This is a genomic window from Pseudomonas sp. LBUM1661 (assembly GCF_059695925.1).
Window position 1 is genome coordinate 2,535,823 of record NZ_CP166794.1, and the last position, 21,543, is coordinate 2,557,365.

The 21,543-nt window shown below is 61.4% G+C and carries 18 protein-coding genes and 1 pseudogene; 10 read left to right on the forward strand and 9 right to left on the reverse strand.

Annotated features, from left to right (window positions below; translation table 11 throughout):
- Positions 1–149 precede the first annotated feature (149 nt).
- Positions 150–1,175: a DMT family transporter gene (locus ACA057_RS11765; protein WP_497348467.1), complete on the reverse strand. Its 1,026-nt coding sequence runs from the start codon at positions 1,173–1,175 to the stop codon at positions 150–152.
- Here ACA057_RS11765 and ACA057_RS11770 point away from each other — a divergent pair.
- The 4 genes and pseudogenes from ACA057_RS11770 to ACA057_RS11785 all read left to right on the forward strand — a co-directional run bounded on the left by ACA057_RS11770 (position 1,170) and on the right by ACA057_RS11785 (position 5,086).
- Positions 1,170–1,733, forward strand: coding sequence for a helix-turn-helix domain-containing protein (locus ACA057_RS11770; protein ID WP_059404777.1), 564 nt, complete (start codon positions 1,170–1,172; stop codon positions 1,731–1,733). The two genes, ACA057_RS11765 and ACA057_RS11770, sit on opposite strands and share 6 nt — an antisense overlap.
- Before the next feature lie 161 nt (positions 1,734–1,894).
- Positions 1,895–2,248 (forward strand): annotated as a pseudogene (locus ACA057_RS11775) (5,10-methylene tetrahydromethanopterin reductase); the annotation flags it as partial.
- 356 nt (positions 2,249–2,604) lie between these two features.
- Positions 2,605–3,510, forward strand: coding sequence for an AMP-binding protein (locus tag ACA057_RS11780; RefSeq protein WP_497348469.1), 906 nt, complete (start codon positions 2,605–2,607; stop codon positions 3,508–3,510).
- A gap of 145 nt (positions 3,511–3,655) precedes the next feature.
- A complete protein-coding gene (locus tag ACA057_RS11785; RefSeq protein ID WP_497348471.1) occupies positions 3,656–5,086 on the forward strand; it encodes an FAD/NAD(P)-binding protein in 1,431 nt (476 codons plus the stop codon).
- Between the two features lie 114 nt (positions 5,087–5,200).
- Here the strand turns inward: ACA057_RS11785 and ACA057_RS11790 are convergent, their stop codons facing one another.
- From ACA057_RS11790 to ACA057_RS11805, 4 genes are all read right to left on the reverse strand, one after another.
- On the reverse strand, positions 5,201–6,649 hold the full coding sequence (locus ACA057_RS11790; protein WP_497348473.1) for a curlin: 1,449 nt from the start codon (positions 6,647–6,649) through the stop codon (positions 5,201–5,203).
- A 27-nt stretch (positions 6,650–6,676) separates the two neighbouring features.
- On the reverse strand, positions 6,677–7,138 hold the full coding sequence (locus ACA057_RS11795) for a curlin (RefSeq protein ID WP_497348475.1): 462 nt from the start codon (positions 7,136–7,138) through the stop codon (positions 6,677–6,679).
- A 72-nt stretch (positions 7,139–7,210) separates the two neighbouring features.
- Positions 7,211–9,460, reverse strand: coding sequence for an Ig-like domain-containing protein (locus tag ACA057_RS11800; RefSeq protein WP_497348477.1), 2,250 nt, complete (start codon positions 9,458–9,460; stop codon positions 7,211–7,213).
- Positions 9,461–9,495: 35 nt separating this feature from the next.
- Positions 9,496–10,842 (reverse strand): hypothetical protein, encoded by a 1,347-nt coding sequence (locus tag ACA057_RS11805; RefSeq protein WP_497348479.1) that lies wholly within the window; start codon positions 10,840–10,842, stop codon positions 9,496–9,498.
- 282 nt (positions 10,843–11,124) lie between these two features.
- On the opposite strand from ACA057_RS11805, the gene ACA057_RS11810 reads away from it, so the two are divergent.
- The 5 genes from ACA057_RS11810 (at position 11,125) to ACA057_RS11830 (ending at position 17,080) form a co-directional block, all read left to right on the forward strand.
- Positions 11,125–12,573, forward strand: coding sequence for an ATP-binding protein (locus tag ACA057_RS11810; RefSeq protein ID WP_497348481.1), 1,449 nt, complete (start codon positions 11,125–11,127; stop codon positions 12,571–12,573).
- A 224-nt stretch (positions 12,574–12,797) separates the two neighbouring features.
- Positions 12,798–13,061 carry a hypothetical protein gene (locus ACA057_RS11815; RefSeq protein ID WP_497348483.1) on the forward strand — a complete coding sequence of 88 codons (264 nt, stop codon included), beginning with the start codon at positions 12,798–12,800 and terminating at the stop codon, positions 13,059–13,061.
- Positions 13,062–13,078: 17 nt separating this feature from the next.
- Positions 13,079–14,086: an SCO family protein gene (locus ACA057_RS11820; protein WP_497348485.1), complete on the forward strand. Its 1,008-nt coding sequence runs from the start codon at positions 13,079–13,081 to the stop codon at positions 14,084–14,086.
- 101 nt (positions 14,087–14,187) lie between these two features.
- Positions 14,188–15,681: a sensor histidine kinase gene (locus ACA057_RS11825; RefSeq protein ID WP_497348487.1), complete on the forward strand. Its 1,494-nt coding sequence runs from the start codon at positions 14,188–14,190 to the stop codon at positions 15,679–15,681.
- Positions 15,650–17,080: a sigma-54-dependent transcriptional regulator gene (locus ACA057_RS11830; protein ID WP_497348489.1), complete on the forward strand. Its 1,431-nt coding sequence runs from the start codon at positions 15,650–15,652 to the stop codon at positions 17,078–17,080. The genes ACA057_RS11825 and ACA057_RS11830 overlap by 32 nt, the downstream gene beginning before the upstream one ends.
- A 6-nt stretch (positions 17,081–17,086) precedes the next feature.
- Here ACA057_RS11830 and ACA057_RS11835 read toward each other — a convergent pair whose 3' ends face one another.
- Positions 17,087–17,470, reverse strand: a complete 384-nt coding sequence (locus ACA057_RS11835) for a hypothetical protein (protein ID WP_497348491.1) — start codon at positions 17,468–17,470, stop codon at positions 17,087–17,089.
- Positions 17,471–17,647: 177 nt separating this feature from the next.
- On the opposite strand from ACA057_RS11835, the gene ACA057_RS11840 reads away from it, so the two are divergent.
- Positions 17,648–18,454, forward strand: a complete 807-nt coding sequence (locus ACA057_RS11840; RefSeq protein WP_497348493.1) for a class I SAM-dependent methyltransferase — start codon at positions 17,648–17,650, stop codon at positions 18,452–18,454.
- 272 nt (positions 18,455–18,726) lie between these two features.
- On the opposite strand, the gene ACA057_RS11845 is transcribed toward ACA057_RS11840, so the two are convergent.
- From ACA057_RS11845 to ACA057_RS11855, 3 genes are all read right to left on the reverse strand, one after another.
- Entirely contained in the window at positions 18,727–19,419 is a 693-nt protein-coding gene (locus ACA057_RS11845) for an N-acetyltransferase (RefSeq protein WP_497348495.1), read from the reverse strand.
- A gap of 115 nt (positions 19,420–19,534) precedes the next feature.
- Positions 19,535–20,326 (reverse strand): ChbG/HpnK family deacetylase, encoded by a 792-nt coding sequence (locus tag ACA057_RS11850; RefSeq protein ID WP_497348497.1) that lies wholly within the window; start codon positions 20,324–20,326, stop codon positions 19,535–19,537.
- On the reverse strand, positions 20,304–21,539 hold the full coding sequence (locus ACA057_RS11855) for a GNAT family N-acetyltransferase (protein ID WP_497348499.1): 1,236 nt from the start codon (positions 21,537–21,539) through the stop codon (positions 20,304–20,306). Before ACA057_RS11855 ends, ACA057_RS11850 begins: the two co-directional genes overlap by 23 nt.
- Positions 21,540–21,543 lie beyond the last annotated feature (4 nt).

The window sequence follows — 21,543 nt, forward strand, 5'->3', positions numbered from 1 at the left end:
AAAATTCCTGTTATTCATTGTTTCAAAGGTTTGTATTCAGCAGGTCTGGCCCCTTCGCGAGCAGGCTCGCTCCCACAGGGAATGTGTTCCAAATGTGGGAGCGAGCCTGCTCGCGATGGGGCCAGACCTGACACCGCAGATACTGCGACTTAACCTTGCGTCTCCCGCTCCAACTCTTCCTCAGTCACAGCAACCTTACCCTTGGTCTTCAACTCACTGACAATCACCGCCGCCACAATCAACCCCGCGCCCACCAACGCAATCGCCGGCAACCGTTCCCCGGCAATCCGCCCGACAATCCCGGCCCACACCGGTTCACCGGCATAGATCAACGTCGCCCGCGTCGGTGAAACACTCTTCTGCGCCCAGTTCATCGCCACCTGAATCGCCGCACTGGCCGCGCCGAGCCCCAGCGCACTGCACAACAGCAACCATGAAAAGTCCGGAATCACTTCCTGAGTCGGCACCACCAGCAGGAACGACAGCACCGAAGTCACCGCCAGTTGCACCACCGTCACCCGACGCACATCGACCTGGCCTGCATAAGTGCTGATCAGAATAATCTCTGCGGCAATCGCCACCGCGCTGATCAACGTAGCGATTTCACCGGGGCTGAAATTGAAAGACGCGCCGGCAGGCCCCGACAGCAACATCAACCCGGTAAACGCCAGCATGATCCCGATGCTCGGCATCAACCCCGGACGCCGTCCCAGCACCAGCCATTGCAGCAGCGGCACGAACGGCACGTACAACGCAGTGATAAACGCCGACTGACTGCTGGGAATGGTCTGCAACCCGACGGTCTGCAAGCCATAGCCGAGCATGATCGCCACGCCGATAAAGGCCCCGGCCTTGAGTTCGAACAGGGTCAGGTCGCGCAGGTGCCGCCAGGAGAACAGGGCGACGATGATCGCTGCCGCGGCAAAACGCAGGCCGACAAAAAACATCGGCCCGCTGACGGTCATTGCATGCTGGACCAGCAAAAAGGTCCCGCCCCACACCATGGTGATCAGCACCAGCACGCACTCGGCCTTGCTGAACCGGGAGAAACGGGAAGAAGCCTGGGAGGAGTTCACCGACGTCATGACCTTGCGCGCTACCTGAGGGGGACGCACAATGCGCCGAATGTTGCGCAGTATACTGCCCAACGCCACTAAGTGAGCAATATAGTGCACAAAGATTCCACGCAACGGGCTTCGGTCCTTCAGCACGTCAGCCAGAACGTTCGACGCCTGCGCCATGCCGCCGACATGAGCCAGACTGCCTTGGCCGAAAAATCGGGCGTCAGTCGGCGGATGCTGGTGGCCATCGAGGCGGGCGAAAAGAATGTCAGCCTGACCACCCTCGACCGCGTGGCCGAAGCACTGGACGTGGCGTTCAGCGACCTGATCCAGGCCCCGGACGTCCGCGATTACAGCCGCATCAATGAAGTCGCCTGGGCCGGTATGATTGCCGGCAGCAAAGCCGTTTTACTGTCCAGGGCCACCGCCACTCGCGAAGTGGAACAATGGGAATGGTGCCTGCAGCCGGGCGAAATTTACCCGTCGCAACCGGATGCCGATGGCTGGAGCGAACAGATTTACGTGTTCGAAGGCTGCCTGACCTTGATGCTCGGCGACACGCCGCACGAGATCGCCGCCGGCGAGTTCTATATGTTCGCCAGCAACCAGCCCCATGCCTATCGCAACGATGGGGCGGTGGCGGCGCGGTTCGTCAGAAACGTGGTGATCTAACTGTTCGCCGATCAACAGTGGATCGACACTTTGCTGGTTTAAAGCTCCAAGTATTTCTCGGATAACTGTTCAAGCAATTGAATTAAAACGAATTTAGTTTCAGGCACGACTCCTGCAAAAGCCCTGGGTATTTCATCCCCCAGTTTCAGGAGCGCCGTTTGATGGCCCGGGAAATTCGTCTCAACGCTTTTGACATGAACTGCGTCGGCCACCAGTCGCCGGGTTTGTGGGCGCATCCGCGTGATCGTTCGTGGCAGTACAAGGACCTGGAATACTGGACCGATCTGGCGAAGATCCTGGAGCGCGGCAAGTTCGACGGCCTGTTCATTGCCGATGTGCTGGGCATCTATGACGTCTACAACGGCAAAGGTGACGCGGCGATCCGTCAGGCGGCGCAGGTGCCGGTCAACGATCCGCTGCAACTGATCCCGCCGATGGCGTTGGTCACCGAGCATCTGGGGTTCGGCCTGACCGCGTCGCTGTCGTTCGAGCACCCGTATCCGTTCGCCCGACGCCAAGGCCAAAGCCAAATTCGAGGAGTACAAAACCTGGGTCAGCTATGAAGGGGCCACCCGGGAAGTGGCTATCGCGACCTGGCGGCGTTGCGTCAGCAGGAGAGGAAATTGGTGTCTGCCTAAACGTCAGCACAACACACATCCCTGTGGGAGCGGGCTTGCCCGCGATGGCTGCCTGGAAGTCGACATTAATGCTGAATGTGCCGGCCTCATCGCGGGCAAGCCCGCTCCCACGAGGATCTGTGGTGGTCTGAGGATTCGTGTTCGACCTCGATCAACTGTGGGGGCGGTGATGCTCCCTATATCCGGCCCGGCGGACTACCGCATGCTTTTGTCCGTGAACAGGAGGTCAATTCATGAGCGTGCATGAACTCAAGCGTCCGCCGATGGCGGACATCACCGAGTGGCAGGTCAACGTGCCCCGAGCCTTGGAGCAATTGCGACACTGGGCCCAGATCAGCCCGTTGCAACCGGCACTGCGGCACAAGCGTCACGGGCAGTGGTTCGTCTGGCGCTGGATTGATGTCTTGCGCGATGTCGAACGCCTGGCCGATGGTTTGCGTCAGCAGGGTTTTACCGAGGCGTCGCGGCTGGCCCTCAGCGGCGCCTTCGAACCGAACCTGTTGCAGCTGGCCCTGGCCGCGCAACACATCGGTGGTGAAGTGTTGACGCTACCGGACAATCTCGAACCCGAGGACCTGCACAGAGCCCTGTGGCGCAGTCGTCCGACTCACGCCTTCGTCCACGGTCGGCAGGCGCAGCAACTGTGGATCAACCACGGCCAGTCGCTGCTCAATTTCACCGAACTGCTCGGCCCGACAGAACCCCCGCAACGCCTCAACCGCTGGGCGCAAGGGGCTCAACTGTGGAGCGAAGAGGGCACCCAATGGCAAAACGGTCTGACGGTGTTGCTTGAGCAATGGCTGAGCCGCGGCCACTCCCTGGCCTTCCCGGAACGCCCCGGCAGCGCCCGCCGCGACCGTCGCGAAGTGGCGCCCTCAGGGCTGCTGCTTTCCACCGAAGGCCTGCAACGGCTGGCCGCCGACATCGAAAGCCGCCTCGCGCCCCAAGGCACGTGGCGCCGGCGCCTCTGCGACTGGGCCATTGCCCGTCCGGAACGCGGTCTGCGACGGTTGATCAAAAACCTTGTTCGTCGGCGGCTGGGCTTTCACAACCTGCATTTCATCTGGCAAGCCACCCGTAGCGCTGACGCTAAACCGGAGCGCACCTGGCTCGCCGATTTCAAGCAGGACAGCGCATGAACTCGCCCGATTCGAGCCTGCCAGTCAGCGCCAACCTGTCCTACTTTGGTACTGTTTGATGAATCTTCCGTGGGTTTGGCGCCTATGATCGTCCAGGCGATCGGCATGACTTCTATCCAGCTAAACACTGATCAGTGAGAACGGCATGAGTGAAACCCAAAACGGACAGGCGACTCCCGCCATCCGTCACGCAGACATCCTGATCGTCGGCGGCGGCCTCAGCGGCGCGATGCTGGCGGCGCAGTTGTTGCGTCTGCCCGGCAAGCGTCAGGTGCTGGTGATCGAGCCCCGGGCCGAATTGGGCCGTGGCGAGGCGTACAGCGCGGTCGAGTTGGGCCATACGCTCAACGGTAACGCGGCGCGCATGAGCGTTGATCCGGACAACGCCGACGACCTGACCCAATGGTTGACCGACTACATTGCGGCCGGTGGCTGGCCCGAGTCTGACGAGCAACATGTGCCGATCAGCGAATTGTTCCCGCCACGAGGGATTTTTGGCCTGTACGTGCAGCAGCGTCTGGCCGAGGCTCAAGCCGTTGGGGCCTTGAACGGTTCAACGGTCGAGCACGTGCGGGCCGAGGTGGTTGATCTGCAAACCCATGACGACGCGGTGAGCGTGACCTTGAGTGACGGCCAGCGTTTGCAGGGGGCTTTTGCGGTGTTGGCGACCGGGCTATTCCCCGCCGCGCTCACGCCGCAAACCGAATCCAGCGGCCTGAACGCGGCGGCACTGGATCCGTGGGACGTCGCGGACATGCGGCAGCTCGATCCGCAGTCGACGGTGTTGATCATCGGCTCGGGCCTGACCATGGTCGACGCCGTGGTGTCGCTGGAACAGGCCGGGCATCGCGGGCCGATCGAAGTGTTTTCCCGCCATGGCTTGCTGCCGCATGTGCGTCGGCAACCGCCGGCCTGGGTGGATTTTCTCGCCGAGGATCACAGCATCCGCACACCCCGTCAGCTGGTGCGCGAACTGCGTCGGCATTGCCGGCAAGCCATCGCGCAAGGCATCGACTGGCAGGCGCCACTGGATACGGTGCGCGCGCACATCGGGCGGTTGTGGAACCAGGCGACGGACCTGCAACGTCGGCAATTTGTGCGGCATGTGCGGCCGTGGTGGGAAAGTCATCACCACCGCTCGCCGCCGTTGAGCGCGGAGTTGGTGGCGCGGTTGCATGGGGAAGGGCGGTTGCGCATTCAGGCCGCTTCGTTCAAGGGCCTGGAGCGTTCCTTGGGCGGGGAAGTGAGTATCCGGATTCGTCGTCGTGGCGAGACTGAAACGTGCGTCGTCAGTGGCGCGGCGTTGATCAACTCCAGCGGTATCGAGTACGACTGGCGTCGGGTGGCGCGTCCGTTGCCGCGCCAACTGCTGGCGCGCGGGTTGATTCGACCGGGGCCTTTGGCGTTGGGGATCGCGGCGGCAGTTGACGGTGCGGTGCTGGATGCCGATGGGCGGGTCGCCAGCCGGTTGTTTGCGATGGGGCCGCCGTTGCGTGGAATGTGGTGGGAGAGCACGGCGGTGACGGATGTGGCGAGTCAGGCGCAGGCGTTGGCAGTTCGCCTGGCTTCTTTTTGATTAGGCGGCCTATCCATTTTTGTGGTGGCGCCGGCCGGATCGCCAACCACCCGCCCATAAAAAAAACCGCGACCCTCCCTCAAGAGTCGCGGTTTTCTGATCCCCCACCCCCGATTATTGCTGCAACACGGTCGCCCGGTTATCCGCCCCCATCTGCTGCACTGTCGCCATCTGCGTCATGCCACTCTGATCAACATTGGCAATGTTGCCGGTGCCCCCTTGGGTCACATACGCCACGTTCATCGTGTCAGCCTGTTTCACCGTGATCTGGTTGTCGCTGCCCCACAGCTGGTTGGTGTAAGCCTGGTTGCCGGTGCCTTCCTGGTTGAACTCGGTGCTGTTACCCGAACCGTTGGAAGAACCCTGGGCCAGGTTGGTGGTGCCGCGCTGGTCGGCGATGAGGATGTTGTCGCTCCCGTTCTGGTCGAAGTACAGCTCGTTGTAGTTGTCGGCCTGGCTGACGGTGGTTTTGTTGCCGGTGCCGGTCTGGTTAGTGGTCATGATGTGGCCGACGCCATCCTGCGTGAAGTTGGCCACGTTGGCGTTGCCGTTCTGGGTGATGGTGGCGCGCTGGTTGCTGCCGAACTGGCCGCCCAGTTGCGGGCCTTTCCAGTTGCTGGCGTAGACCTTGTTGTCGTTGCCCACCGAGGTGGCGTTGAGTACATGGCTGTCGCCGCTCTGGTAGGTGAAATGCACGTTGCCGGCGCCTTGCTGATACAGCGCCAGGACCGAACCGACGGAGTCGAACTGGTCGGCGTAGATGGCGTTGGCGTCACCGACTTGCAGGACTCGCGCGTCGTTGTTTTCACCGAAGCTCTGGTCGACCACGGTTTCGTTGGTCGTGCCGTACTGGTCGACGGTGGCCTGGCTGCCGGTTTGCGCGCCCTGCCAGATTTCCGTGCCGTTGAAGTCGCCGAACTGGTTGATGGTCACGACGCCACCGATACCATCACGCTGGTCGCCGTAGGCGTAGTTGCCTTCACCGGCCTGGTTGATGCCGATCTGGCCGCCCGTGTGGTTGATCTGTTCAGCCGTGCCGTAGTTGGCGGTGCCGTACTGGATGATCACTGCGTTGTTGGCAACGCCCAGTTGGATCTGCTCGATATTGGCCTCGTTGCTGTCACCGAACTGCAAGGTTTGACCGGTGGAGGCTTCCTGGCTGTCCTGATAGATGAACGAGAAGTTGCCGGTGCCTTGCTGTTGTTGCAGCGCCTGGTTGCCGCCCATGCCGATTGACTGGCTGGCATGGCTGGTGTTGGTGCTACCGACCTGTTGCTGGGTGATGGTGCTGCCGTCTTCGAACAACTGCTCGGCGTAACCGGCGTTGTAGTCGCCGAGTTGGTTCTGGTCGATGGTGCTGGTCGCCGTGTCTTGCACGGCGGCCGCATCGTTGCCTTGGCCCAGTTGTTGTTGGGTGGCGGTACTGAAAGGGGCCGCAGTCTGCTTCACATCGGCGACGTTGGCAGTCCCGGCCTGGTCCTGGATGGAAACGCTGTCGTCGGCCATCGCCTGGGCACTGACAATGACCAGGATGGCGGCGGTGAGGGGCGTCAGTTTGAACATGATGAAACCTCCAAGTGGTGCAGTGCTTTAGCGATACTGTTTGACCGAAACGCTCATGCCGTTCCCCGACTGGGTCACGGCGCTTGAGAGCCCCGTACCGGCCTGGTCGATGCTGGCGTCGTTGTTATTGCCGTTCTGGGAAATCTGCGCACGGTTGTGGCTGCCGCTTTGGGTGATTGCAGCGGAGTTGCCCGAACCTTGTTGGGTGATCATTGCCATCAGGTCGCTGCCTTGTTGCAGGATGTAGGCTTCCTGATTGCTGCCCGACTGCACGATGTTGCCGAGCAGCGACTGGCCGTTCTGTTGCACCAGCGCGGCGTTGGTCTGGCCGTTCTGGTCGATCAACGCGTGTTGGCCAATGGGCGGTGGCAACTCGCCGAGGTCGGTACCGGGGCCAAGGTCGTCGTTCTCCATCAAATCGTCGGCGCGCACGCCTGCGCTGCTGCAGAGCAGAAGCAGGCAGAGCAGGGCGGCGGTCGGCGTTTTCATGGCGTTATCCTTTGGAGAAACCTGCCCCACCGAACCTTTTGTTACAGGCTTTGCGGTCGATGGGGCGAGGGCTCAATTGGAGATCACGGACACCGAGCGCACGGTGCCTTGGGACGAGGTGATGGTGGCTGTCGGGTTCGCCGACGGAATCACCGTGGTGGTGTTGTTCACTGTCAGTCTCCAGCGACCGGTCACCGGCACCGTGGTGGTGCCCAGGGTTCGCAGTCCGGTCGGAGTGGACACCTGGACGGTGATGACGTTGCCGGTGATCACCGACGAGGTGCCTGCAAAGTCCCAAGTGAAGCGGTTGTTGGAACGGGCCGAGACGGTTGCCGTGGTCACCGTGAAGGTTTCCGCAGCAGGCCGTGGCGAGACTTGCACCGTGACCGTGGCCGGCGACGTCGACTGGGCACCGAAGCTGTCCCGGGCGAAGTAGGTGAAGGTCGTGGTGAACGCCGTGGTGACCGTGGCCGGTGGGGTGTAGGTGATCACCGTGCCGTTGCTGCTGACGGTGCCGCGACCTGCCGGTGGTTGAGTGACGCTGGCGACGGCGAGCGGCACGTTGCCTTCCGGATCGGTGTCGTTGGCCAGCACACTGATCGGAACTGCCACGCCCAGGGTTGCGATGCTGTCGGCGACGGCCACCGGAGGCTGGTTAGGCGCAACGGTGATGGTCACGGTCGCCGGAGCGGTCGAGGCCAGGCCTTTGACGTCTTGAGCCTTGTAGGTGAAGGTCGTTGTCAGCGGTGCATTGACCACGGCGGGCGGGGTATAGACCACCGCCGTCGTGCCGCTCAACACCACGGTGCCCTGGCCTGCGGCCGGTTGGGTCAGCGCGGTGATGCTCAATGGCGTGTTGCCATCCGGGTCGCTGTCGTTGCCCAGCAGGTTGAGGGTGATGGGCACCCCGAAACTGGTGCTGCCGGTGTCAGCGACGCTGAGTGGTGCCTGGTTCTCACCGGTGTCCGGTGCGGCGCCGACCACGACAACCGCTTCGGTGTCACTGCCGCCCGCCGCCGACTTGACCGTCACGGATGCCGGTGGCTGGGTCAGATCGGCGATGGTGATTTTTTGCAGGGTGCCGGATTTCGACAGGCGTCCGTAACCCTGCGCGACCATGTCCGGTACCACCACTTCGTCAGTCGAGGTGGCCTCGATCAGCAGGCTGTGATTGCTCCAGCTATAGCGAGCGGTCTGGATTTTCACCACGTCGGTGAGCTTGCTTGACACCGCTGTTGGACGGGTCGTGCCGCCCGGGTTGGTGGCGGTGACCACCACGACCGGCGGCACGGCACCTGTGACCAGATGATTGCCGAAGAACTGGCCGTTGTTGTCGCCGAGCATGTTGATCAGGCAAGGCGTCTGCGGTGGTCCGGGCACCAGGGCCACGGTTTCGCGGAAGCACAGGCTCGAACCGTTGGCCGATTTGCCAAAGACTTCAACCCGGGTACTGCTGGTGCCCGGTCCTGTAGACGTGCGGCGGTAAGTGGCGCGACCGATCTCTACCGGGGTTTGCGCACGGCTGTCGAGGACTTTGCCGGACACGGTAAAGAGCGAGGTCTGGATGGTCCCGGCCGGCCCCTGCACACGCAGGAAGTTGTTGTTGAACGGGCTGCCGGTGACCGCTTCGGTGAGGTTCGGATCGCCGACGTACGTCTCGATGGCACCGGTGTCCGGGTTCACTTCGTTGTACGGCCCGTTGACACTGCGCAGGAACGGCCCGACCTCGCCATTGAGCGCGCCGCTGAAGTTGCCCGGTGCGCCGATGCCGATGTCGCGGGTGATGTTGATCGCCCGCCGGCCCGGAGCGGTGACGTTGACCGTTTCCACCCCGTACGGGTGGGTGATGGTGTAGGTCCCGGCGACCGGCACGTTCACCCGCAGACGAATCCGCGCGAAGCTGGCCTGATCGCCGTCGACAGGGTTTTCCGCCGCGAAGGCCGCTTCGATCCCGGCCACGTAGGCATCCACGCCATAGCCGCCGACATCATTGATGCTGGTCTCGGCGAGGAACCAGAAGGCTTCCGGTGGCCAGTTATCCGGGAACACCATCGGCTGGGTGTCGTCGAAAATCCCGGGTTCCGGATTCAGGATGCACATGTAGGTTGGCGCGCCAGGCGCGCTCGGTACCCGCGAGCTGGTCGCCCGCGACTGGCACAGTTCCAGCGACAGCAGATTGTTGTCCTGGTACCACATCGGGAATTTCCCGGTGGCAAAGGTGTAGGGGCCGGGGTCGACGGCAGCGAGTTGCGCGAATGCACTGCCGGACAGCGATAAAGTCAGTCCCAGGGCGTTGAGCGCCAGGCGTGGCCAATTGTTCATGATGCCTCCTGATGAGGATCTGGGCATGTGAGCGTTCATGGCAGGATGACCACTTCTTCGGTATCAGTGCCGCCATTGGATGACGTCACTCGAACCTTGGCCGGTGGAATCGGCGAGATGCCGGTCGCCAGGGATTTCACGGCGCCGTCACCGCTCAGGGCACCGATGGCCGCCCCCGTGCCGGAGGTGGCGACGAGTACCGGCGGCGAGGTTTCATCGCTGGTCGAAGCCACCACCGTGAGTTGTCCGCTGCTCAAGCTGTACTGGGCGGTCTGGATCACCACCAGGTCCGTCAGTGGCATCGACAGCGTGGTCGGCGTGCTGCTGGGAATGGCCAGGTGGTTGTCGGCGGTCACCACCAGGTTGCTGGGCAACGTCGGGTTGGTTGAGGACTGGGCGTACCAGTGGCCGGAGGTATCAGCTTCGGTCAGGTTCAGCACCGGAGTGTTGCTGTCCAGGGTCACGACGGCCGGTGGCGGCGGGGCCATGACGAACACATCGCTCTGCGCCACCGGTGCGCTTTCACCGGCCTTGCGCGAATAAGTGCTGCGCTCGGCAATCATCGGGGTTGGCCGGACCACGTTCGACAACTTGCCGGAAATGGCCATGACCGTCGTGCGCAAGTCCAGGCCGTTCGGCCCTTCGATGCGGATGTAGTTGGTATTGAAAGGGCTGCCGGTGAAGGCTTCTTCCAGGTTCGGATCGCCGACGAATTTCTCCGCCGAGCCGGTGACCGGATTCGTCTCGGTGTAGGGGCCGTTGACGCTGCGCAGGAACGGGCCGATGTCACTCTTGAGTGCGCCGTCGTAGGTTTTCGGTGTGCCGATACCGATGTCGCGGGTCATGTTGATGGCGCGGCTTCCACCGGCGGGAACGTCAAATATGTCGACGCCGTAAGGGTGGGTGATGGTGTAGACACCGGCGGTGGGCACGTCCACCCGAATGCGGATGCGGCCGAAACTGACCTGGTCGCCTTCTACCGGTTCTTCGGCGGCGAAGGCCGCTTCCACGGCGCTGACATAGGTCAGGTCGATCCCCCGCGCGGCATCGACGATTGAGCCGTCGCCGGTGAACCAGAATGCCTCATCGGGAAAGTTGGTCGGGAAAACGATGGGCTGCGCGTCGTCGAAAACCCCGGGGGTCGCCCCCAGCAGGCACATGTAGGCCGGCGCACCGGGTGCACCGGCAACCCTGGAGCTGACCGCCTTGGACAGGCACAAGTCGAGGGTTCGACCATGGGAGTCTTGATACCAGGCGGCGAAGCCGCCGTTGTCTGGCAGGTAGGGGCCGGGGTCGACAGCAAACAGCGCGGCCTGAGCCACGCCTTGGGCCAGAGCGCTAACGACCAGGGCGGCCGCTGTTTTGGACAGTAAAGGGTGCATGAGTTAATCCCTCTATCAGAGTACCTGTCCCGTGGGGATGGGTCAGTTGAGAGGGTGTTGGCAACTTCCATACCAACCGGCGAAAACAGCCGGGAGAGGCCCGGTACACAGGCCTGTCCCGATCACGCGGCATCACAAAGCCAGCCGTGGAGATAGGGCCACTGTCCCCAGCATTGGGGGTAGATGGGGGGAGCGGGGACGGTGGAGGGACAACACTCGATGACGGGCAAACGGCCATTAGTGGGCTATAACCCTATAGGGGAAACGTCGGGAAGCACGTTCATGGACATGCCGGTAAAAATGCACCCGTCCGAAGAGGGCGACGTCCGCTTGAGCTCGCGCAAACAGCCGTTCAATCTGCTGCGCTGGTTCTCGCTCATCAGCATGGCGGTGATCGGCTCTGTGGCGGTGGCGTTGGGGGCGGTGTCCACGCGGTTCGTGATTACCGAAAGCGTTCAGCGTGATGCGTTGCTGACGTCGCAGTTCATTCAGGCCATTGCCTCGGCCGAGGTGCGCCACGTATCGATCCCCAATGTGCGAACCATGGGCGAGTTGCTTGATCCACGCCAGGACAAGGACTTCCCCGACGTCGATCCGATGGCCCGAGCCAGTGCCCGCGGTGAGTTCCTCGACCATATCGAACATCTGCCGGACGTGATCCTGGCGAACATTTATGCCCCCGACCGCATGGTGATCTGGTCGACCAACCCGGCCTTGATGGGCACCAAGATCCACGCCGACGAAGACCTGGACCAGGCTTTTAGCAACAAAGTCCCGGTGTCGGCCAGCTATCACGATGTGGACGAGAGCCGCATGGAACAGAAGTTCGTGACGCCCCCGGAATACATCTTTATCGAAAACTACATTCCGCTGTTCAACGCCGAGGGCGACAAAGTCACGGCGATGGTCGAGATCTACAAGGAACCCAAGGACCTGATCGATCGGATGGAGCGCGGCCTGGTGTTGATCTGGCTGGCCACGGCATTGGGCGGCGGCCTGATTTACCTGGGGTTGTACTGGATCGTGCGGCGGGCGGCGATTTTGCTGGCGGCGCAACAAAAGCAATTGATCACCAACGAAACCTTTGTCGCCCTGGGCGAGATGTCGTCAGCGGTGGCCCATAGCTTGCGCAATCCATTGGCGACCATCCGCTCCAGTGCCGAACTGGCCCTGGAGTTCGACAGCGGCCCAGCGCACAAGAACATCAACGACATCATCGGCCAGGTTGATCGCATGTCGAAGTGGGTGCGGGAGCTGCTGCAGTCCTTGCGTCCGCTCAATGACGAGGCCGAGTCGGTGAACCTGGTGGCGGCGCTGCATGACAGCCTGATGGCCTTCGAACAACAAATCGCCAAAGCCTCGGTCCACGTTGTGTTCGTGCCCAAGGAAACCCCCATGGTCCTGAGCCAGCAAGTGCAGTTGACGCAGATCCTCAACAGTTTGCTCGCCAATGCACTGGAAGCCATGGACGGCGGCGGCACGCTGACCATCACCCTGGAACCGACGGATTCGTGGGGCGTCAGCGTGGTGATCAGCGACACTGGCAAAGGCATGACCGAAGAGCAACGCGCCCTGGCCTTCCGCCCGTTTTTCACCACCAAGCAAGGCGGGCTTGGTGTCGGGCTGGTGCTGGTCAAACGCATCATGGAGCGGTTTGGCGGCTCGGTGTCCCTGGCTAGCCGTGAAGGCGAGGGCACGAGTGTGCGCCTGTCGTTCAGGTTGATTCCCTGATAACGGGTGTGAACTTTCCCCGTTAGCGGGTGCCATTCCCCAATCGTATTCCCCGATCGTGGCACATTGAAGTTGATAAGCCATTGTTTTGTTGAGCATTAATATTACGCATAAACCTGTTACAAATTTGGCGAGGTCCTTGCAAAACCCCCATCACCCCCTTCACGATTTCGAGGCGGCTGGTGATGGACAGAAAAGCGCGGTACCCCTTCAGGTGGTTCGGTTTGTTGACGCCTCTGGGCGTCATTCTGACAATGCCCCCCGCAGAGTTCGGTCCGGAAACACTCGACCTCGCCACCCCGGCCACGCGCCTGTCGTTTCCACCGACCGCCATTGGCCCGCTGCCGCAACATGAGCCCACCCGTGCGGCCCGCCGCGCGCCACCCGGCGTCGCACTCGAGACATCCTTCCCCAGCCAGTACGCCGCCGCGCTGCCAATCTTCCGCAATAGCGATGGCGTGAGCCCGCAAGTCATGGTGAAAAAATGAACCGCGAGCGAGTCGACATGAGGTTGCCAACGCCGCGCTCCCGCGCCCTGGGCATGCACCTGATATTGATGCTGGTTACCTGTCTGCTGGCCAGTCAGGTGCTGCTGGCCCATGAAGGTGCACTGGCGCCGACGGAGGCGGCGACACCCTGGGGCGGCGACTATTTCCCTAACACTGTGCTGACCGATCAGGACGGTCGGCAGCTGCATTTCTTCGATGACTTGATCAAGGACAAAGTGGTGGTGATCAATTTCATCTTCACTTCGTGCAGCGACTCTTGCCCGCTGGAAACCGCGCGCCTGCGTCAGGTGCAGAATTTGCTGGGGGACCGGGTCGGGCAAGACATCTTTTTCTACTCCATCAGCATCGATCCGCTGAGCGATACACCCGAAGTGCTCAAGGCCTATGCACAACGCTTCAAGGTCGGGCCGGGCTGGAAGTTCCTCACCGGGGAATTCGCCGACGTGACCGACCTGCGAAAAAAACTCGGGCTGTTCATCGAAGGCGTCGACAACGGCCGCAGCAAAGACCACAACCTGAGCCTGATCGTCGGCAACCAGAGCACCGGGCGCTGGATGAAAGCGTCGCCGTTCGAGAACCCGTGGATCCTCGCGGATCAGTTGGCCAACACGTTGCAGAACTGGAAAAAGCCCAGTGTCGAAGAAAGCTACGCCGATGCACCGCAGATCCGCCCGCCGAGCAATGGCGAAGAACTGTTTCGCACCCGTTGCGCGTCGTGTCACAGCCTGGGTCCGATGGACGGGCAGGGCATTGGCATGCGCAGCATTGGCCCGGACCTGATCGGCGTCACCCGTCAGCGCAATCCGGCCTGGCTGAGTCGCTGGATACGCGAGCCTGACCGCATGCTCGCCGAAAAAGACCCGATAGCCCTGGAGCTGTACGAACGTTATGAAAGGATCCCTATGCCCAACCTGCGCCTCGACGAAAACGCCGCGCAGGCCATCATCGGTTTCTTGCAGGAAGAGACGGATCGTCAGCAAACACTGGCGGCACAAGCACCATAGCGGCGAAATACTATCATTCGCCAGTCGGTATCGATCAATGCCACCTACACTGATCCCAACCGCGACTGAAAAGGCTTGAAGCGAGCATCCAGGAAGGTCCCATGCAGAGACTGGAACAACAAAAAAAGCCTGCGCCGGATCCGCCGGCATTAGAAAGCAAGGGCTGGCGCGGTCAGTTCAACTTGTTGCGTTGGTTTTCCCTGGGCAGCTTTTTGATCATTGCCGGCGTGGCACTGGGGCTGGGCTACATTTCCACGCGTTTCGTGGTCGAGGAAAGTGTCGAGCGCGATTCGATGCTCACCGCGCAGTTCATCCAGGCGATTGGCGATGCTGAAATTCGCCATGCCGGGATCACCACGACCAGAACCATGGGCGAGATGCTTGACCCACGCCAGGAGAACGCCTATCCCGACGTGAGTCCGGAATCCCGGGCCTCTTCGCGCATTGAGTTTCTCGATCACGTCGAGCATCTGCCGGACATTCTGTTGGCCACGGTCTACGCCCTCGATCGCACCGTGGTCTGGTCCACCAACCCTGAACTGATTGGGGTGCGCATCGAAAACGACGAAGAGCTGGATGAATCCTTCGAAATGAAGGAACCGGTGTCGACCAGCTATCACGAGATCGACGAGGAGCGCCCTGAAACGCGATTGCTGCGTGAACCTCAATATCTGTTCATCGAGAATTACATCCCGATGTTCAATGCCGACAAAAGCAAAGTGATCGCCATGGTCGAGATCTACAAGGAACCCGTGGATCTGGTGGAGCGCATCCAGCGTGGCTTCAAGGCGATCTGGCTGGCGACCGTGCTCGGTGGGGCGGCCATTTACCTGGCATTGTTCTGGATTGTGCGGCGTGCGGCCATGCTGTTGCAGAGCCAGCAGAAACAACTGATCAACAACGAGACGTTTGCGGCCCTCGGGGAAATGTCTTCGGCGGTCGCCCACAGCCTGCGCAATCCGTTGGCGAACATTCGTTCCAGCGCCGAACTGGCCCAGGAAATCGCCAGCCAGAGTGCACAGAAGAACATCGGCGACATCATCAATCAGGTAGATCGCATGTCGCGCTGGGTCCGGGAATTGCTCGTGTCGCTGCGGCCAATGAATGACGATTATGAAACGGTAGACCTGGTGATGGCCCTCGACGACACCCTGAGCGCCTTTGACGCGCTGATCAAACGTTCCGGTGTCGAGGTGCGTTTCACGCCGCAGAGTTGTCCGCCGATCGTCAGCCAGCAGGTGCTGCTCACGCAAATTCTTAATAGCCTGTTCGCCAATGCCCTGGAAGCCATGCCCAAGGGCGGCGTGCTGAGCATCGATATTGCTTCGCCGCAGCCGGGGCACGTGCGCATGACCCTGAGCGATACCGGCAAGGGCATGACCCAACAGCAGCAACAAATGGCCTTCAAGCCGTTTTTCACTACCAAACAAGGCGGGTTGGGCGTAGGCCTGGCCCTGGTCAAAAGAATAATGGAGCGTTTCGAAGGCTCGGTCGAACTGACCAGCCAGGAGCAGGAAGGAACCCGCGTCTGTCTCAATTTCAAAGTGGCAACGGGAGGGGAATATGGAGCACAGCATACTGCTGGTCGAGGATGACGAACTCCTGGCCGAGAATATTCAGACCTACCTGGAGCGCAAGGACTTCGAGGTGACAGTCTGCCACTCGGCTGAGGATGCATTGGAGCAACTGGGCACTTTCGTCCCTGACGTGGTGCTGACCGACAACTCGCTGCCGGGCATGAGCGGTCACGACCTGATCCAGAAGCTGCGCATCAGCGCGCCGGATCTGAAGGTGATCATGATGACCGGTTACGGCAATGTCGAAGACGCCGTGGTGGCGATGAAAGAGGGCGCTTTCCATTACGTCACCAAACCGGTGGCTTTGCCGGAGCTCAAGCTGTTGCTGGACAAGGCCCTGGCCACTGACCGAATGGAACGCACGCTGTCGTTCTATCAGGAACGCGAAGCGCAGAAGTCGGGCGTGCAGGCATTGATTGGCGAATCGGCGCCCATGCAGTACCTGAAAAGTACCATCGGCCAGTTGCTCGACGCCGAGCGGCGGATGGCCAACACCGATCTGCCACCGGTGCTGGTGGAAGGCGAGACCGGCACCGGCAAGGAACTGGTGGCCCGGGCGCTGCACTTCGACGGCCCGCGCGCCAAAGGTCCCTTCATTGAGTTCAACTGCGCCTCGATTCCATCGAACCTGGTGGAGTCGGAGCTGTTCGGGCATGAGAAGGGCGCTTTCACCGATGCCAAGGACCGTCGCGTCGGGCTGGTGGAAGCGGCCGATGGCGGCACGCTGTTTCTCGATGAAGTCGGTGAAATGGACTTGTTGCTGCAAGCCAAGCTGCTGAAGCTGCTGGAAGACCGGACCATTCGCCGGGTCGGCTCGGTGAAGGAGCGCAAGGTCGATTTGCGGGTGATCAGCGCCACCAACTGCAACCTCGAACAAATGGTCCAGCAGGGCAAATTCCGCCGCGACCTGTTCTTCCGTTTGCGCATCATCTCAATCAAGGTTCCGCGCCTGTATGCCCGTGGCGCAGACATCCTGCTGCTGGCCCGGCACTTCCTGGCGATCCACGGCAAACGCTATGGCAAGCCGCACTTGCATTTCAGCGACCAGGCCGAAGAATTGCTGCTCAGCTACAGCTGGCCGGGCAACGTGCGTGAGTTGCGCAACATGCTTGAGCAAACCGTATTGCTGGCCCAGACCGACACCATCGCCGCCCACCAGTTGAACGTCTGCATGAGCCTGGTGGACGAGCCGCTGGTGTTTCACCAGGAGCCGCAACACGCAGAGCCACGTCCGGTGTACAACGGCAGCGAGTCGATGAACCTGCCGGAAGTGGAACGCGACATGGTGCGCAAGATGCTCGACAAGACCGACTGGAACGTCACCAAGTCCGCGCGCCTGCTGGGCCTGAGTCGCGACATGCTGCGTTACCGGATCGAAAAACTCGGCCTCGCGCGCCCGGACAAACGCCAGTGGTGAGCCGCGTTACAACGCAGGCCCCGGACGGCTGAGGCATTCGAGCAGGCACGAGGGGTCGAGCACTTCTTCGTTGACGTAGACGCCACGCTGGGAATCGTAGGAGCGGACGAACACCCGCACCGTGGCGTCCGCCACCGTCGGCAATCGTGAGTCGGAGAAATCATGCTGGCTCGCGATCGGAATGAAATCCCCGGGCGCTGTCGGGATGTACGAGCCCGGCGGCACCGTGCTCAGGGAAGGCGGAACGGGGTGGGCGAACGGTTGGTCGGCCCCGTAATAGTTGAATTCACTGCTGTAGTCGGTAGTGGGCGTCAGCTCGTCGGCTGCCTGTAACCCGGTGGTGGCGGTCAGGCAAAGGCTGAGCAACAGCGTCAGATCAGTTGTTTTCATGGCAGCACCTGCGTACTCGTATTCCCGCACTTCCCCAAGGCCATTAACTATAGCGCTTGCCGGGGTAAGCGTCGGCATGCCCGGATTACAAGATCGCAACAAATCCCGGATGTGGGTTTTTCAATGCTTGATCTAGACTCGTGCCGGTCAATCAAGACCCGAGATCTGGAGTGCGCAATGGACATGCCGACTAAAGAAAAAGCCATCGCCAGCAACCGCGATGCCTGGAACGACTCCGCCCGACACCACAAAGACAGCCCTGAATGGCAAGCCCATTTGAGCGGCGTGGTGCAGGCGGATTTTTCCTGCCTGGACGACACCCTCACGGGTTTGCTGCAGGAGGTCGGTGTCGACGGCAAGGACGTGGTGCAACTGGGCTGCAACAATGGCCGCGAAAGTCTTTCACTGTTTGCGCTGGGTGCCCGCAGCGTGGTGGGCGTCGACCAGTCCGAGGCCTTTCTCGATCAGGCGCGGGAACTGGCGTCACGTTCACCCCATGCGCCGCAATTCATCGAGGCCGATATTCATCATTTGCCACGTGAACTTCAGGGGCGCTTCGACGTGGCCCTGATCACCATCGGCGTGTTGAACTGGATGCCGGACATCGGCGAATTTTTTCGCCACGTCGCGCAAACGCTGAAACCGGGCGGCCGTCTGGTGGTGTACGAAACCCACCCGTTCCTGGAAATGTTCGATCCCGAGGCCGCCGATCCCTATCGCCCGATCACCTCGTACTTTCGCCGCGAGCCTTTTGTGCAGAACGAACCGATCGTCTACGAAGGCAAAGTCGATCAACCGTCCGCGCCGTCCTACTGGTTCGTCCACACCCTGGGCGCCCTCTTCACCGGCGCCCTCGACGCGGGGCTGCGCATCAGCCACTTCAAGGAATACCCGCATTCCAACCGCGAGGAACTCTATGATCGGTATCAAGAGCAGAAGGCGCAATTGCCGTTGTGTTTTACGTGGGTGGCGGTGAAGACCTGAAACCGCGCCGCCTGCATCGCGAGCAGGCTCGCTCCCACATTTGATTGTTGTCGAGCACAGGTTTTGTGTGCGCAGCAAATCCAGTGTGGGAGCGAGCCTGCTCGCGATATTTTTCAGTCACATCAATGCTGGATGTACCGCCGTCATCGCGGGCAAGCCCGCTCCCACAGGGATTGATGGTGTGTCCACCGTAGGCGGTACAACACAAAACCTGTGGGAGCGGGCTTGCCCGCGATGGCGGCGACTCGGTCTCTCAGTCACCCACCGATGACTCAGGCCCTCGCCGCATCCGTCACCACTGGCCGTCCCGGTTTGCGCAGTGGGTCCAGGCGCGAGCCTTCGTAGCGGGTTTCGCGGAAGAAGCGCCAGCGACCGAACAGGCCGTAGACGTGGGTGACGCGGCCCTGTTCGTGATAGCCCATGCGGATGTGCAGTTTCAGCGCCGGGATGTTGTGGGTTTCACAAACGTCCACCACCTTGTTGCAACCCTGTTCCGCCATCGCCGCCCAGAGGTTGATCTGGGCGTCCACCGACAGGCTGGTGCCGAAGTAGCCGCGGGTCATCTCGCCCCCGAATTCGAAGAACTCGCCGGGTTTGACCGGGAACCAGCAGCCGTAATAGTGACGGTCGTGGTAGTCGCGGGTACTGCCCCAGATGAACGCGATGGCGTGCCCGTCTTCGTCCAGGTACATCTGCCCGGTGTGACCTTCTGCGGCGAGTTCGGCCATGGTCTCGACCCGGTCACCGAAGTGCTTGGTAAACGCCGTGGCGTTTTCGGTCGTGATGGCGACCAGGCGCACCCCCGAATACGGACGCAACTTGTGCGGCGGTACCGGGCTGACCAGGTCGCGCTCCATCCACAATAGCTCCCAGTGAAAGAACACATAACGCTTCCACAGCGTGTTGAACGTGCGGCTCAGGCCTTTTTGTTTGATTCGTTCGCGAAGCTTGTCGATGACGCTCATGTTGCTCTCCTAAGCCGGGGCCAGGGTGTGGTGGATGACGCTCTTGATGGGTATAGATCAAGGTTGCAAGTTCATGTCAAAGCGCCAGCTTTGAATATGTTGCAACTTATGTAACTTATTCGAGTGCTGCCGTACCGGTCTGCATAAACCCGTTGACCAAGCCGTAGGAAATACGTGGCACCCCTTGAAGGCGCCTCTCTAGCACAAGGGTTAGCGACTCATCGGGAGGCAAGTAGGCGTCGCCGAAATCAGCGCCAAGCTGAGTCGGATGCGCGACGATTTCCAGCACGCCTTCGGTCGGTACGTCGCTATCGCGCAGGTCCACTGGCGTGCACACATAATCCGCGGTGACGCCGGCAAGGCTGCGCAAACGACGATTAAGCAATTCCTTGAACACACGCTTGGGCAGGTTCAGGTTTTGCCCCAGATTGCGCGCCAGTCGCACGGCCACACCTTGGCGGGCAGCGAAGCGCGCGACGATCTCGCCGATCGGCCAGATGTTGTGCACGTGCTGATGGGAATCCAGATGGCTGGGACGCAGGCCGTTGTCCAGACAGCGTTGCCATTGCGCTTCGAGTTCTTCCAGTACCGCGGCACGATCCCGGCGATTGAGCCAGAGGCGATGGCGAGACAGGTTGAGGTCGAAAACGCCGGCGCTGTCGCAGAAGGTCGGCCGACTCAGAATCGACTCGCTCAATGGCCGCCCGTAAGTCAGGTTGAAGTGCAACCCGATGCGCCCTTCAAGCAACGGGTGCCGCGCCAGGACGCACGCCGCTTCGAAGGCCGGCATATTGGCCATGGCGGTCGCGGAGCTGATAATCCCGGCTTGAAAAGCCCCCAGGATCACTGCGTTTTCGCAGGCACTGAGGCCGAAGTCGTCAGCGTTAACTATGACGTGTTGAGGCATGTTCTCCCTCCATGATTTTTTCGCTGGGCGTCGCCGCCTTCTTTGAAACAGGCGCTGAAACAGGCGCCGCTACAGCCGCCGCAACCGGTGTCGGCGTAACAGTTGAGGCCGCGCGCCGGGCTCGCCATTTTTGCAGCGACGGTTTGAGCCGTTGCCAAAAGCGCAAAGCCAATCCCAGCGCAACGCCACTGGGCTGCCAGGAATAAAAACTCCAGCGCCAGTGCTCCAGTTGCCCGGTCATGCGCTCATGCAATTGATGGCTGGAATTCTCCAGGCTGACGCGCGAGGCATCAATCCAGCGCCAGTTTTCGTCCAGGCCCCAGCGAATCCACTCTTCGAGCAGCACTCGACCACTGCCCAGGTCGGCGTACTGCGGCAGGAACGCCAGGTTGTAATCGTAAAGTCGGCCCTGCTCCAGCAACCCGAGGCGATAGCTGATGCAGCGGCCGTCCAGTTCCAGCACCACCACCCGCACCAACCCTTGGGCGGCGAGGGCGGTGAAGGCCTGGTCCATCCAGGTCCGGTGGCGTTCATCGGCAAAAATCCCGACGCCTTCATCACCTTTCCAGCTCACCGCTTCGACTTCGCTGATGGCCTGCAACAACGGCCCCATGGTCGACGCGTCGGGTGTGATTCGGCGGATGACGGCACCGCAGGCCGCGATGCGTTTGCGCGCCCGGCGCAGTTTATAGCGTGGGTCGCCAGAGACTTCCTGGCGGTCGGCCTCGCTGATCAGGTGCACCGGCGCTCGGCAACTGAGGCGTCGTTCGCCGGTTGAACTGTGGGCCATCCAGTGCGACAAGGCACTTTCTTCGCCCGTCGGTTCGGACATTTCGTTGAGTTGCAGCAAGGCATGGGGCAACCGGCGACGGATCTCGATCAGTGCCTTGCGCACGTTCTCGGCGTCCAGGCGAACGAGTAACGCGAGGCGGTCGGCAAGGGGATAACCCAAGTGATGCAACACCCGGAACGGCAGCCCGCCGAAGCGCTCCACCGAAGCCACCAACGGCAGGCACAAGAGCAACTCGTTGCCTTGCCAGCCGAGCAAAACGTGCAGGTTTTCCCCGGCCGCCAGTGCCTGTTCCGACGCGGCCATCCAGGCCAGCGTATTGAACGGCGTGTGGTCCGTCACACGCAGACGCAGCGCTTCATAAGCCGCTACCGGGAAGTCAGCGGCGCACAAGGATGTGCGCCATTCGAATCGAGCCGCCATAGGG